This is a genomic window from Bacillus sp. FSL R5-0431 (genome assembly GCF_038002985.1).
Classification (GTDB): domain Bacteria; phylum Bacillota; class Bacilli; order Bacillales; family Bacillaceae; genus Bacillus.
Window position 1 is genome coordinate 1329937 of sequence record NZ_JBBOOG010000001.1, and the last position, 13520, is coordinate 1343456.

Below are 13520 nucleotides of genomic sequence, written 5' to 3' on the forward strand. Positions count from 1 at the left end.
ATTGCGAGAATTACTTTTTTTGGTCAACTGTATAGACAATTTTTCGTTCCTTTGACAGGTGATCACGCTGTTTTTTGAAGCCATCGATCTTCACTGTCATGACCTCTCCATTTCGCTGCACCGCATCGACTTGTGCCTGGAGTATTTGAACTTGTTCGTTCAGCTTTTTCAAGATGGGTTCGATTTCTTCCGTTGTTTGCAGGAAGCTGTCTCGAGAGAATGGCTGTGAATTTGTTTGAGCTGACTGGTCAATATCAGCAAAATGAGATGCGATCCATTCCTCGCTTTCTGCTAACTGTTTTTGATAGCTTGTGAGCGTTTCATAAAAAATCGCTTCCTTTGCTTTTTCAATTTGCAGTAATTTCTCTTGTGTTTCATAAAAACGCTCCTGAAGGTGTCTGACGCCTTCCTGTAATAAATGGAGCTCTGCGTTTTTATCACCCAATGTTTGCTGCAGTTTCTCAATCACAGCGGATAAAGTATTTCCTTTTTTCTCCTCTTTTGCAAGCCGTTGATCTTGATCTTGCATCCGTTCATTTAATTGTTGAGAGATTTCTTTATATTTGATCACTTTTAAATGCAGCCGGTGTTTTTCTTCCGTTTCTTTTCTTCTATGAAAGGTTTCCTTTTGCAGCATTTCATGAAGAAGGACTATTTTATGTAATAATTCAGATTTGCTGTAGGAGAGATCCTGTATTTTTGAGGCTGCATCGTCTTGATCAATGGTCATTTCATCCAATTGTTGTTTTAATTGCGTATAATCCTTTTTCATCTCATGATATTCTTGAGTTAACTTCTTATTTTTAGAATACGTATATGAGGACTGTAAATCAGAGATCATTTGTTGATATTTGGCTGTTTCAGCTTTTAAGTATAAATTCTCTTGAGATAGGTCATGGAATAGGGGAGAAGCATGGCGCCTGTTCATAGATAGACCCTCCTTATTCATGTTACCAATAAAGTATGCGAAATGAGTGCGATTAGAACAACCATATCCAAGGAGGGTGAGAGAATGGATGTAGTGAATGTCATTTTAGCTGGAGGAGCTTCCAGACGTTTTGGAGTGCCAAAGGCAAGCCATATGTATCAAGGAAAACCACTATATGAGTATGTGAAAAAGCAGCTTTTGAAAGGACAGATGGTCATCATCAGCCATCCATCACTTCTGCCCTTTTTTAAAGAAAGAGGTGAACGAAGTGTGTGGTTAGATGATGAACAGGTGCGCGGATGCGGGCCGCTTGCCGGCATGTATACGGCGATGCAAAAGCAAGAAGCAGCATGGTATTTGGTGACGGCATGTGACATGCCCTTCATACGGAGGGAGACCGCCGAAGCATTATCGTCCTATTGCAACGAGCACGTAGATGCTATCATCCCGCTTGTTCAGGGCAGATTACAGCCTTTATTTGCGCTTTATCATCGCCGCTGTCTGCCGTTCATTGATGCGTGTTTAAAAGAGAATCAATTAGCCATCAAAGAGTTACTTCAAAGGCTTAAGGTGCGTATCGTCCCAGAGGAGGAACTGAACGTAACACCAAATGAATTTCGAAATATCAATAAAAGAAGCGATTTACCTGAAAACGGTATGATATGATACATAAAAATGGTGAGGAGAGAACAGCATTGAATGACCGATATTCAAGACAAATCTTGTTCCCTCCGGTTGGGGAAAAGGGTCAGCGTGCGCTTGCTGACAGTCATGTTCTGATCGTTGGAGCCGGTGCACTTGGAACTGCCTCCGCTGAAGGGCTTGTCCGGTCTGGGATCGGCACGTTGACGATTGTTGATCGTGATTATGTAGAGTTTTCAAATTTACAGCGGCAGCAGCTGTACACAGAACATGATGCAAGGGCACATGTCCCAAAAGCAGCTGCGGCAAAAAAACGTCTCCAAGAGATCAATCATGAAGTGATCATACACGCCCTGATTGAAGATGCAGGCGCGAGGCTGTTAAGACCGTTATTTCAGAGCGCAGATATTGTCATTGATGCGACGGATAATTTTGAGACGAGAATGGTGATGAATGATTTATCGCAGGAAACGAAGACGCCGTGGATATATGGCGCTTGTGTGAGCAGCCAGGGGATGTATATGACCATTTTGCCGGATAAAACGCCGTGTTTATCGTGTGTCTTTACAGAACTGCCTGTTGGCGGCTTGACGTGTGATACAGCGGGGATTATTTCTCCAGCAGTTCAAATGGTTTCTGCTTATCAGCAAACAGAGGCGCTAAAATATTTAACAGGACATGAAGATCAAATCGAACGGAAATTTGTCACATTTGATCTTTGGCAGGCGACATCGTTTAAAATGGATTTGTCTCGTACTAAGCAGAAGAACTGCCCATCCTGCGGTGAAGAAAGAACCTATCCTTATTTACATGAGCAGCGTAAAAAAACGACGATTCTTTGCGGACGGGATACAGTTCAAATTGTATCTAAAGATTTAGCAAATCTATCATTTCAGCATGTGAAAGAGAGGCTGTCATCTATTTGTGAGGTGGAAGTGAATGACTTCTTAATCCATGTCCGCTATGAATCTTATCGTATTGTCTTTTTCAAAGGTGGACGTGCATTAATCCATGGGACGAATGATGAAAAAGCAGCCAATTCATTACTAGCAAGACTGCTAGGGATATAGGAGTGAAGTGTGATGGAAAGACGTCAGCCAATTCCAGTAGAAGAAGCCATTCAGAAAGTCCATCAATATGAAAAGCATGGAGAAGCAGAATGGGTGCCTTTAAAAAATAGCCTTGAAAGGTTCATTGCAGAAGATATTTTAGCAGATCATGATGTTCCTGCATTTGATCGTTCCCCGTATGATGGTTTTGCACTTCGGGCAGAAGATACAAAAGAAGCGTCAAGCGAGCATCCGGTTGAATTTGAGATCATTGACCATATTGGTGCAGGAATGGTCTCAGCAAAAACCATCGGTCCCTTTCAAGCCATCCGTATCATGACAGGAGCAAAAATCCCGGATGGAGCAAATGTCGTCATCATGCTTGAGCTGACTAAGACCTTCGAAAAAGACGGCAAATCATACATGTCACTTAAAAGAACGCTGAAAAAAGGGGACAATATTTCTCGTCAAGGAGAAGAAGTACTTGAAGGAAATGTGATGGTCAAAAAAGGAACCAAAGTAACTCCGGGCGTTACGGCCCTATTGGCGACATTTGGATATGGTGTAGTGCCAGTTGTCAAAAAGCCAGTGATCGGCATCATCTCAACAGGTACAGAGCTTCTTCAAGTGAGTGATGCGATGGTGGTCGGTAAGATTAGAAACAGTAATCTTAGTATGGTTTATGCCCAGATACTTGAGGCCGGGGGAGAGCCGCTTGATTTAGGCGGTGTGTCCGATGATTTTGACAAAAGCTATCATGCAGTCAAAGCAGCCTTAAGTAAGGTAGATTTCTTAATCACAACAGGCGGTGTGTCAGTAGGTGATTTTGACTTTCTCCCTGCGATTTATGAAAAGCTGGGAGCTGAGGTGCTGTTTAATAAAGTGGCCATGAGACCCGGAAGTGTGACGACGGTTGCTGCAATGCCAAATGGTCAACTGCTGTTTGGGCTGTCAGGAAATCCCGCTGCCTGTTTTGTTGGCTTTGAATTATTTGTGAAACCGATCATCTATAAATGGTCTTTGAAGAAACAGCCGTTTCCTGCTTTTGCTGAGGCGAAGCTGACACACGATTTTCCAAAAGCCAATCCGTTCACTCGATTTGTCAGAGCGGCACTACAATTCACGAGCAGTCAGCTCAGTGTGACCCCAACAGGTCTTGATAAATCAAGTGCCGTGACCTCTATTGCAGATGCTAACTGTTTCATCGTGCTGCCCGGAGGAACAAGAGGTTTTAAGGCCGGTGATCAGGTCCATGTTCTGCTGTTTCAGCACGAAGGAGAGGGTTCCCCATGCTGGATGACACATTAAGCATATTACAGGTGGTCGGTTATCAAAACAGCGGCAAGACTATGTTGATTGAAAAGCTCTGTCAGCTGGCTGTACTTGACGGGCTGAAGCTAGGCTGCTTTAAACACCATGGACATGGCGGTAAACCAGATCGTCTTTTGAAAGAAAAAGACACCGATCGATATGTCGGGGCAGGTGCATTTGCCGCTGGTGTGGAAGGAGAGGGTGAATTTCACTTTTCAATGCAGCAAATCACGTTAGAGCAGTTGCTCAACATGTGTCGACATCTTCCGTTAGACGCTGTCCTGATAGAGGGGTATAAACAGGCACCTTATCGCAAAATTGTTTGTGTGAAAAATGAAGAGGAGCTCATTGATCTTTCAACTCTTTCCAATATTCAAGCAGCTATTTATTTTTCTCAAGAGTTTCAATTAATCGAAAATTACTCGTTTCCTGTGTTTTCAGCCTTTGAAAAGGGCGCAGTCACATTTGGTTTTAACTTATTGAAGGGAGGCGTCTCTGCTTGAGTGAATTTTTTAAAATAACAAAAACGCCGATTGATGTAAACGAATTGATTCAGCATGTGACAAGGCGAAAGGCAGGGGCCATTACGACGTTTATCGGGACGGTCAGAGAGTGGACAAACGGCAAAAAAACATTGCGTTTAACTTATGAAGCATACATACCAATGGCTGAAAGCATGCTAAGTCAAATTGGACAAGAAATCAAGAAACGGTGGCCTGAAACTGAAGCAGCCATTGTGCACCGGATCGGGACACTTGATATAACGGATATTGCTGTTGTGATAGCCGTTTCATCTCCTCATAGGAAGGCTGCATACGAAGCGAACGAATATGCCATTGAGCGAATTAAGGAAATCGTTCCAATTTGGAAAAAAGAATATTGGGAAGACGGGGAAGCCTGGATAGGTGATCAGCTTGAAACGGTTTCATATCCAGAGGGGAAACCTAGCGATCTTCAACTTGCAAAGAAAGAAGGTGATCAGCTTGATTAGTGTATTATTGTTCGCCGGCCTTGCTGAGAAGGCCGGTAAACAACAAATCATCATTCAAAAAGATCAAACAACGGTTGATGAGATTAAATTAGAATTACAGGAGGTATATGGTGTTGATGCTGCACAAAACGTGATGGTTGCAGTCAACGAACTATATACGAGGGAAAACGCTGAAGTGCGTAGCGGGGACACTGTTGCATTCATTCCTCCTGTAAGCGGTGGATAATAGATATTAGAGGATTTGGTTATGGCCAGCGGCTGTAACCAATTTTTTATGTGTGAAAAGATTGTAGAGGTATTTGGGTGTGATCTTCGTAAATAAAACATCCCCTTCGTGCTTTAGAAATGTGAGGGTCGAGCTGCTGGATCAGATCATACAATTCGCTAATTCGTCTCACATTGAAATCTGTCTGGGCTTGAAGCTGTTCTTTTAATTCTTTTGTACTCACAATGCTTCCCTTTTTCTCTTTAATAATATCTACGCATCTAGCAGCGTAGTATATTTTGTCATTAGAGGGTCTGCTTTCTTTCATATCAAGTAATTTGAGCTCATGATAAATTAGTTCTCTTTCCTTTCGAAAGTATTGCCATGCTTCTTGTTCCTTTTCATAAAGTAAAATCAATTGTGTTTTCAATTTTTCTCTTAACATTCACTTGACTCCATTTCCACTATCATTTAACCTACCTCTATTTTACATTATATGAAAAAATAACTTTTGATCAAGTAAAAACCTTATATTTTTCATTTTTTAATATGAAAGTATTGATACTAAAGGCTCATTTGTTCTATAAAAGAAACCAATCATAGTCCTATAAAGCCGGGATTTGTCGAAATTACTAGGATTATTTTAACAAAAAATTGTTGTGTCTAACTAAGACCATCCGAATTCAAAGGAAAAGGATATTTATTCCGAAAGACATGTGGTTTTTTGATAAAATGTTTTTAGGTCAGTAAAACCTCTATTTTTTGATATGAATATGGTCTGGTCATGGTGTCATTTGGAGGATGTCATTCGTGATAATAGAATAATAGATAAATTTTTTCCTCAATGAAAATAAGAAAATCAAATCATCCATCACTTATTGGCAATCTTTTGATAAAATAGAAAGAATAAGAGAGGACATGTGCGTTTGCATACTTGCATGCAGTGATTGTGACTTATTTGACAGAGCTAGTGAATGAAGGAATGTGGGCAGATATAAGCTTGCCGGTATCGGTCGTTTATGTGGTGACGCTAATTGGTCTAATTCTCGGGCTTGTGATTAATGCTGCTATATATAAGTTCATCGTATTTTTAGCAAAGGGTGATGCATCGTTTCAGCAGCTGTTTTCAGCGGTCCTGTTTATTACACCAGTTACGATCATTGGTACGATTATTTCTCATCTGTCCGTCATCCTGTTCCATGTGCCAAAAAACATCACAATCACCTCATTAAATGCACTCATTCAAACTTCTGGTCCATGGCACGGTGTGTTTGCTAATATTGATCTATTTGTGATCTGGAATCTTGTTTTAACAGGCTTTTTATTGATCAAAGTCGGTCATATATCTCCAAGAATATCTTGGATCATGATAGGAGTCTTTTATGTCATTTCTTTCATTCTTCAATATGTAGGAACCGCAATCAACATATCAGTAAGCTGGGGGGTAGAATGTCTTTATGAGAAAGAAAATCATCATCGGATCCATTTTTATTATTGTCATCGGTCTATTTATTGGCTTTAACATTGCGAAAAATCAATCAAAGCCTGCTTCGACAGCAGCTATTAAAACAGTAAAACCCACGCAAAAAGAAATTACCACTACGGTAATGACGCCAGGGACACTTTCATTCTCTGAAGAGCAGTTCATTTATGCAGAAGAGGAAAAAGGACACTTGAAGGGGATTTCTGTGAAAGAAGGAGAAAAGGTAAAGGCTGGAACGCCGCTTCTTACATATGAAAATAGGGAGCTGGAGCTTGAAGAGCAGCAGCAAGCTCTTGCGGCTGAATCAAGTACGCTAAAACGCGAACAATTACAAAATAGACTGAGCGAATTAGATGAAAAACAAGCAGGCGACTCAGTCGCCCATCCTAAAAACGAGCGAGACCAGCTCGAATTAGAGCTGAAAGCGGCTGAATTAGAACAAAAACAAGCAGAGATCAGCCAAGAAAAAGTAAAAGCACAAATAGAAGATTTAACCGTACATAGTAAAATTGACGGTACAGTGATTTCCATTGAGCAAGAAGAAGGGGCAGGAAAGCCGGAAGAAAGACAGCCGATCATTCATATTGGCAATGAGAAAAAAATGATTGTGCGAGGATTGATTTCTGAGTATGACGCCATAAAAGTGAAAAAGAAACAAAAAGTAAAGGTTACATCTGATGTCATTCGAGGAAAGAGCTGGCAAGGGGTCGTGAAAAAAGTGGGGGCTGTACCTGCTCAGGCAGCATCCGAAACAACTGCGGGTGATCAAACGGTACAATATCCTGTTGAAATCGAAATAAAGGGAAAAAAACCTGAAGCGAAACCTGGTTTTAAAATGGTCATGGAAATTGAAACAGATAAGCGTCAAGCCCAAACGATTCCTGAATCAGCTGTAAAAAAAGAGGATGATGGACAATACGTTTATGTTGTCAAAAAGAATGTACTTAAAAAAGTAAAAGTGGTGCTAGGGGAAACGTCAGGTAATGACCTTGAAGTGACAAAAGGTGTCAAGGCAGAGGATCAAATCATTGCTCATCCATCAGATGACATGTATGACGGAATGGAAGTGAATGCTGAATGATTCAGCTTTCAAACGTGATAAAAAGCTATGAGGTCGCCCAAGAAACATTTGATGTATTAAGTGAGATCGATCTTGTCATTGAAAAAGGCGAGTATATGTCCATTATGGGCCCGTCCGGCTCTGGAAAATCGACGTTAATGAATATCATTGGCTGTTTAGACCGACCAACCACAGGACAATATCATTTTCAAGGAAGAGAGCTGTCAGCTGCAAAGGATCAAGAGCTTGCAGTGATTCGAAATCAATTCATTGGATTTGTCTTTCAGCAATTTCACCTGCTGCCGAGGTTAAATGCGAGGCGTAATGTTGAGCTTCCGATGATTTACGCTGGTATCAGTCAAAAGGAAAGAAAAGAACGCGCAGAAATGGCACTTGAAAAGGTTGGTTTGGCAGACCGAATGAAACATATGCCAAGTGAGTTGTCGGGAGGGCAAAAGCAAAGGGTGGCAATTGCTCGTGCAATTGTCAATAAGCCGCAGCTTATCTTAGCAGATGAACCAACAGGCGCTCTTGACTCAAAAACAAGCTTCTCAATCATGGAACAGTTTACTAAGCTGAATGAGGAGGGGACAACGATTGTGCTTGTCACCCATGAAGAAGAAATGGCTGCGTATACAAATCGGACGGTCGTTGTAAGAGATGGACGGCTCGTTCAAGATAGATTGACACAAGGGGACGCTATGAATGAAACTCTTTGAAAATATCAAAATAGCGATGAATTCTGTTTTAGCTCATAAATTACGTTCTATTTTAACGATGCTTGGGATTATTATTGGTGTTGGATCGGTCATTGCGGTCGTGGCTATCGGTCAAGGCGGCGAGCAAATGTTAAAAGGGTCGATTTCAGGTCCAAACAATACCATTGATATGACATATACGCCTTCTGACGAAGAGTTAAATGCAAATCCAAACGCTTTATTCGACGCCACATTTACTGAGGAAGACATAAAAAGCATTAAGACAATCAACGGGGTGAATCAGGTCGCCTCTTCGACTGCACAAGGAATGCAGCTGAGATTTCAAGATATGACAGTGGATGCGACAGTTAACGGTATAAATGAAGGGTATACGAATGTCCATTCATTACAAATAGCAGAAGGACAGAATTTAAGAGATGTTGACTTTAGAAGCGGCAGAAGAGCCGCTCTCATTTCTGAAGGCTTACAAAAAGAATTATTTAATGGACAGAAGGCATTAGGCGAAATGATTTGGATGAACGGACAGCCTGTTGAAGTCATCGGTGTTTTAGCAAAACAGAAAGGGATGTTTTCATTCGATATGAATGAAATATATGTCCCGTTTGCTATGCTCACCTCCACATTTGGGATCAATGAATATGATAAGTTGTCAATTCAAGTCGCACATGCTGATCAAATGAAGGAAGTAGGAAAGAATGCGGCTGCATTATTAAATGAAAATCATCATACAGAAGATGCTTATGAAATGATCAATATGGAAGAAATCGCAGAAGGCATTGGTCAAATCACATCTGTTATGACAACAATCATTGGCTCTATAGCTGGGATTTCTTTGCTTGTCGGCGGTATCGGTGTGATGAATATCATGCTTGTTTCTGTGACAGAGAGGACAAGGGAAATCGGTATCCGAAAGGCGATTGGAGCAACAAGGGCTCAAATACTCGTTCAATTTTTAATTGAATCTGTCGTCTTAACATTGATCGGCGGGTTGATGGGGATCGCACTTGGCTTAGGTGGCGCCGCGCTAGTATCACTAGTTGCCGGCTGGCCGTCCTTAGTATCTTGGCAAGTCATCTGTGGCGGTGTGCTGTTTAGTATGCTTATTGGGATTGTTTTTGGGTTAATTCCTGCGAATAAAGCAGCAAGACTAGATCCTATTGATTCTCTTAGATATGAATAATTTGGAGAAGAACAAAAGCATACAAACAGTGTGAATTCGCCTGTAATCCACCATCAAAAGCTTTTATGCACATCGCATAAAAGCTTTTTTTAGTTCCATTGAATGAAATGAAAAATGATAGAAATGCTAAGATCATGACTTTCATCTTAATGTCACATATTTTTCAGTTTACAAATGGTACATATAAAGGTAAGATGACCATGGTGAAAGATTTTGATAGTTATTGAATGTATTTGATTGTTTTGTATTGATAATGTTGAAAAAAGCGATTACAATAAAGGTGCGCGCAAAATGAATACGTTTTCAAAAGGGGGTGTTTTCATGTTGACACCGGAAAGACATCAACTCATTATCGACTGTTTAGAAGAAAATGATGTCATCAAAATACAGGACTTAACGATTATGACGGATGCTTCTGAATCTACAATTAGAAGAGATTTATCAGCCCTTGAAGAAAAAGGATTTCTTAAAAGAGTCCATGGGGGAGCAGCCAAGATATCAAGTATCCGTCTTGAACCAGATGTATTTGAGAAATCTGCCAAAAACCTTCAAGAAAAGTCATTGGTTGCAGAGGCAGCTGCTTCACTTTTAAAACAAGGCGATTGTATTTATTTAGATGCTGGTACGACCACACAGCAAATGATTGAATATATCGATCCCGATCAAGATATTGTTGTGGTGACAAACGGTGTTATGCACATTGAAGCACTCATGAGAAAAGGCATTTCTTTTTACCTGATAGGCGGATCAGTGAAACATCGAACAGGAGCCATGGTGGGAGCCGCAGCTTTGACAGCGATGGAAAATTACCGTTTTGACAAAAGCTTTGTTGGGACGAACGGCATTCATCCCGAGGCGGGGTTTACAACACCTGATCCAGAGGAAGCGCTCATGAAAAAAAGAGCCATGAAGCAGGCGAAAAAAACCTATATCTTATCAGATGCCTCTAAGTTTGGCGAAATATCGTTTTCAGCCTTTGCTAGTTTACAGGAAGCCACCATTATCACAAACGACGCAAAAGAGGATTCATTCGATAATTACCATGAAAAAACGGTTATAAAGGTAGTGAAAACATGATTTATACAGTTACTTTAAACCCATCAGTTGATTACATCGTACACGTGGAGGATTTCGCAGTCGGCGGTTTGAATCGTTCAACCTATGACAAAAAATATCCAGGTGGAAAAGGGATCAATGTCTCAAGGCTTTTAAAACGTCACGGTGTTGAATCAAAAGCGCTTGGATTTATAGGCGGATTTACAGGAAAATATATTCAAGACTTTTTACAAAACGAACAATTACAAACAGCCTTTCACGAGGTGTCAGAAGATACACGAATTAATGTGAAACTAAAAACAGGTGAAGAAACCGAAATCAACGGACTCGGCCCATCTATTACTGAAGCGCAATTTGAGTCGTTTCTGTCTCAATTTTCTTCATTGACTGAAGGAGATGTCGTTGTCTTAGCTGGCAGCATTCCTTCTTCATTGCCTCATAACACGTATGAACGTATTGCTGAGGTGTGCGAAAAGCAAGGTGTCAGAGTTGTCCTTGATATTTCCGGGGAAGCACTAAAAAAAGCAGCAGGCTTGAAACCGTTCTTAATGAAGCCAAACCATCATGAGCTAGGTGAAATGTTTGAGACGAGCATCTCATCTGCGGAAGAAGCCATTCCTTATGGGAAGAAGCTGTTAGAACAAGGTGCTGAACATGTCATCGTATCAATGGCTGGAGATGGAGCTCTCTTATTCAGTAAGGAAGGGGTTTATCAGTCCAATGTTCCAAAGGGTACGCTTGTTAATTCAGTTGGTGCAGGGGATTCAGTCGTTGCAGGATTTTTAGCCGGCGTTTCGAAAGGCCTTTCGATTGAAGAATCATTTAAGCTTGGCGTCACATCAGGCAGCGCTACAGCATTTTCTGAGGAGCTTGGAACAAAAGAGCTTGTCGACACACTATTACCACAAGTAAAAGTCACACGCATTTAAAGGAGGAGTCATCATGAAAATTACAGAACTACTCACAAAGCAGACAATTAAGCTTCAATTAGACAGCCAGCAGAAAGAAGCAGTCATTGAAGAACTAGTCACTGTTTTAGATACAGCAGGCAAGCTAGATGATAAAGAGGGCTACAAAGAAGCAGTGATCAACCGTGAAAAACAGAGCTCTACTGGTATTGGCGAAGGAATTGCTATCCCTCACGCTAAAACAGCAAGTGTAAAAGAGCCTGCCATTGCATTTGGCCGCTCGACAGCTGGTGTAGATTATGAATCACTAGACGCGCAGCCGAGTCATCTTGTCTTTATGATTGCAGCAACTGAAGGCGCAAACAACACGCACTTAGAAGCACTTTCTCGTTTATCAACACTTCTCATGCGTGAAGAAATCCGAAAGCAGCTTCTTGAAGCGGCTACTGAAGATGAAATCATCGATATCATCAATACGCATGACAAGGACGATGAAGAAGAAGAAGAGGAAGTTCAAGAAGAGCCGGCTGTATCAGGTAAACCAGCTAAGATTTTAGCGGTAACAGCTTGCCCGACAGGTATTGCGCATACATTTATGGCAGCAGATGCTTTGAAAGAAAAAGCAAAAGAAATGGGCGTTGACATTAAAGTCGAAACAAACGGCTCTGGCGGTATTAAACACGCCCTTACGGCAAAAGAAATCGAAGAAGCACCAGCCATCATTGTGGCAGCGGACAAGCAAGTTGAAATGGAACGCTTTAAAGGCAAACATGTCATTGAAGTACCTGTGACAGCTGGAATCCGCCGTCCTCAGGAATTAATTGAAAAAGCAGTCAATCAAGATGCGCCGATTTATAAAGGCTCAGGCGGCAGTTCTTCAAAAGACGAAAATGAGTCATCTGGCAAAGGTAGAAGTGGTTTCTACAAGCACTTAATGAGTGGTGTAAGCAACATGCTTCCATTTGTTGTCGGGGGCGGTATCCTTGTTGCAATTTCATTTTTCTGGGGAATTAACTCAGCAGATCCTAAGGACCCTTCATTTAATTCATTTGCAGCTGTATTAAAAGGAATTGGCGGAGATAATGCGCTTGCCTTAATCGTTGCTGTTTTAGCCGGATTTATAGCAATGAGTATTGCAGATCGTCCAGGTTTTGCGCCAGGTATGGTCGGTGGATTTATGGCGTCGGCAGCAGGTGCAGGATTCTTAGGCGGACTAATTGCCGGTTTCCTTGCAGGTTATGTCGTTGTGCTACTTAAAAAAGTATTCACATTCGTACCGCAGTCACTCGACGGAATTAAACCGGTTCTGCTGTATCCATTGTTCGGTATTTTCTTCACAGGCATCATCATGCATTACATTGTTAACACACCGGTAAAAATGGTGATGGATGGATTAACTCACTGGCTTGAAACTTTAGGTACTGGAAACCTTGTCTTAATGGGCATTATTTTGGCAGGTATGATGGCGATTGATATGGGGGGCCCAATTAACAAAGCGGCTTACACATTCGGTCTTGCGATGATTGCTGCTGGAAACTATGCACCGCATGCTGCCATTATGGCAGGCGGAATGGTACCACCATTAGGTATTGCACTTGCTACAACAATCTTTAGAAATAAATTCTCAAAACGTGACCGAGAAGCAGGGATTACATGCTACTTCATGGGAGCTGCCTTCATCACTGAAGGGGCGATCCCGTTTGCAGCGGCTGACCCTCTGCGCGTAATTCCTTCAGCTGTCATTGGAGCAGCCGTGGCTGGCGGATTAACGGAATTCTTTAGAGTCACGCTTCCTGCGCCGCACGGCGGACTATTCGTTTTCTGGGTAACAAATCATCCGGTTCTTTATATCATCAGCATCTTAATCGGTGCCGTTGTAACAGCGATTTTACTGGGTATTTTGAAAAAACCAGTCAAACTAGAAGCGTAATTCAGAAGAGAAGCATCGTGAAGAGCGGTGCTTCTTTTTGTTTAATCATGAACAAATT

The 13520-nt window shown here is 41.5% G+C and carries 15 protein-coding genes; 13 read left to right on the forward strand and 2 right to left on the reverse strand.

Going from position 1 to position 13520, the window contains the following annotated elements; genetic code table 11:
• Positions 1–10: 10 nt before the first annotated feature.
• Positions 11–928, reverse strand: a complete 918-nt coding sequence (locus MKZ03_RS06615) for a sigmaE regulated sporulation protein (RefSeq protein WP_341031350.1) — start codon at positions 926–928, stop codon at positions 11–13.
• Between the two features lie 84 nt (positions 929–1012).
• Here MKZ03_RS06615 and MKZ03_RS06620 point away from each other — a divergent pair, with 84 nt between their 5' ends.
• From MKZ03_RS06620 to moaD, 6 genes are read left to right on the forward strand one after another with little or no spacing between them, the layout of a single operon-like run.
• Positions 1013–1594 carry a molybdenum cofactor guanylyltransferase gene (locus tag MKZ03_RS06620; RefSeq protein WP_341031352.1) on the forward strand — a complete coding sequence of 194 codons (582 nt, stop codon included), beginning with the start codon at positions 1013–1015 and terminating at the stop codon, positions 1592–1594.
• Between the two features lie 29 nt (positions 1595–1623).
• Entirely contained in the window at positions 1624–2640 is a 1017-nt protein-coding gene (locus MKZ03_RS06625; protein ID WP_341031354.1) for a thiazole biosynthesis adenylyltransferase ThiF, read from the forward strand.
• 9 nt (positions 2641–2649) lie between these two features.
• The gene (locus MKZ03_RS06630) at positions 2650–3927 is read left to right on the forward strand and encodes a molybdopterin molybdotransferase MoeA (RefSeq protein ID WP_341031355.1); all 1278 of its coding nucleotides are present in this window, start codon (positions 2650–2652) and stop codon (positions 3925–3927) included.
• Complete coding sequence (mobB, locus tag MKZ03_RS06635; RefSeq protein ID WP_341031358.1) at positions 3909–4433, forward strand: molybdopterin-guanine dinucleotide biosynthesis protein B; 525 nt, start codon at positions 3909–3911, stop codon at positions 4431–4433. Before MKZ03_RS06630 ends, mobB begins: the two co-directional genes overlap by 19 nt.
• Positions 4430–4921 carry a molybdenum cofactor biosynthesis protein MoaE gene (locus MKZ03_RS06640; protein WP_106041755.1) on the forward strand — a complete coding sequence of 164 codons (492 nt, stop codon included), beginning with the start codon at positions 4430–4432 and terminating at the stop codon, positions 4919–4921. The genes mobB and MKZ03_RS06640 overlap by 4 nt, the downstream gene beginning before the upstream one ends.
• Complete coding sequence (moaD, locus tag MKZ03_RS06645) at positions 4914–5147, forward strand: molybdopterin converting factor subunit 1 (RefSeq protein ID WP_060596152.1); 234 nt, start codon at positions 4914–4916, stop codon at positions 5145–5147. The genes MKZ03_RS06640 and moaD overlap by 8 nt, the downstream gene beginning before the upstream one ends.
• Positions 5148–5193: 46 nt before the next feature.
• Here the strand turns inward: moaD and MKZ03_RS06650 are convergent, their stop codons facing one another.
• Positions 5194–5571 (reverse strand): Rok-like winged helix domain-containing protein, encoded by a 378-nt coding sequence (locus MKZ03_RS06650; RefSeq protein ID WP_003211488.1) that lies wholly within the window; start codon positions 5569–5571, stop codon positions 5194–5196.
• Between the two features lie 537 nt (positions 5572–6108).
• On the opposite strand from MKZ03_RS06650, the gene MKZ03_RS06655 reads away from it, so the two are divergent.
• From MKZ03_RS06655 to MKZ03_RS06685, 7 genes are all read left to right on the forward strand, one after another.
• On the forward strand, positions 6109–6648 hold the full coding sequence (locus MKZ03_RS06655) for a YIP1 family protein (RefSeq protein WP_445662034.1): 540 nt from the start codon (positions 6109–6111) through the stop codon (positions 6646–6648).
• The gene (locus MKZ03_RS06660) at positions 6584–7690 is read left to right on the forward strand and encodes an efflux RND transporter periplasmic adaptor subunit (RefSeq protein WP_340972597.1); all 1107 of its coding nucleotides are present in this window, start codon (positions 6584–6586) and stop codon (positions 7688–7690) included. Before MKZ03_RS06655 ends, MKZ03_RS06660 begins: the two co-directional genes overlap by 65 nt.
• The gene (locus MKZ03_RS06665; protein WP_334748883.1) at positions 7687–8388 is read left to right on the forward strand and encodes an ABC transporter ATP-binding protein; all 702 of its coding nucleotides are present in this window, start codon (positions 7687–7689) and stop codon (positions 8386–8388) included. Before MKZ03_RS06660 ends, MKZ03_RS06665 begins: the two co-directional genes overlap by 4 nt.
• Positions 8375–9568, forward strand: a complete 1194-nt coding sequence (locus MKZ03_RS06670; RefSeq protein ID WP_341031361.1) for an ABC transporter permease — start codon at positions 8375–8377, stop codon at positions 9566–9568. The genes MKZ03_RS06665 and MKZ03_RS06670 overlap by 14 nt, the downstream gene beginning before the upstream one ends.
• Before the next feature lie 321 nt (positions 9569–9889).
• A complete protein-coding gene (locus tag MKZ03_RS06675; protein WP_034662703.1) occupies positions 9890–10645 on the forward strand; it encodes a DeoR/GlpR family DNA-binding transcription regulator in 756 nt (251 codons plus the stop codon).
• Positions 10642–11553 (forward strand): 1-phosphofructokinase, encoded by a 912-nt coding sequence (gene pfkB, locus MKZ03_RS06680; RefSeq protein WP_060596156.1) that lies wholly within the window; start codon positions 10642–10644, stop codon positions 11551–11553. The genes MKZ03_RS06675 and pfkB overlap by 4 nt, the downstream gene beginning before the upstream one ends.
• Before the next feature lie 13 nt (positions 11554–11566).
• Complete coding sequence (locus MKZ03_RS06685) at positions 11567–13462, forward strand: PTS fructose transporter subunit IIABC (protein ID WP_341031362.1); 1896 nt, start codon at positions 11567–11569, stop codon at positions 13460–13462.
• Positions 13463–13520 lie beyond the last annotated feature (58 nt).

Coding starts and splice junctions, on each gene's coding strand:
- MKZ03_RS06615 (WP_341031350.1), bottom strand. CDS start 928: ATGAACAGGCGCCATGCTTCTCCCCTATTCCATGACCTATCTCAAGAG.
- MKZ03_RS06620 (WP_341031352.1), top strand. CDS start 1,013: ATGGATGTAGTGAATGTCATTTTAGCTGGAGGAGCTTCCAGACGTTTT.
- mobB (WP_341031358.1), top strand. CDS start 3,909: ATGCTGGATGACACATTAAGCATATTACAGGTGGTCGGTTATCAAAAC.
- MKZ03_RS06650 (WP_003211488.1), bottom strand. CDS start 5,571: ATGTTAAGAGAAAAATTGAAAACACAATTGATTTTACTTTATGAAAAG.
- MKZ03_RS06655 (WP_445662034.1), top strand. CDS start 6,109: ATGTGGGCAGATATAAGCTTGCCGGTATCGGTCGTTTATGTGGTGACG.
- MKZ03_RS06660 (WP_340972597.1), top strand. CDS start 6,584: ATGAGAAAGAAAATCATCATCGGATCCATTTTTATTATTGTCATCGGT.
- MKZ03_RS06665 (WP_334748883.1), top strand. CDS start 7,687: ATGATTCAGCTTTCAAACGTGATAAAAAGCTATGAGGTCGCCCAAGAA.
- MKZ03_RS06670 (WP_341031361.1), top strand. CDS start 8,375: ATGAAACTCTTTGAAAATATCAAAATAGCGATGAATTCTGTTTTAGCT.
- MKZ03_RS06675 (WP_034662703.1), top strand. CDS start 9,890: ATGTTGACACCGGAAAGACATCAACTCATTATCGACTGTTTAGAAGAA.
- pfkB (WP_060596156.1), top strand. CDS start 10,642: ATGATTTATACAGTTACTTTAAACCCATCAGTTGATTACATCGTACAC.
- MKZ03_RS06685 (WP_341031362.1), top strand. CDS start 11,567: ATGAAAATTACAGAACTACTCACAAAGCAGACAATTAAGCTTCAATTA.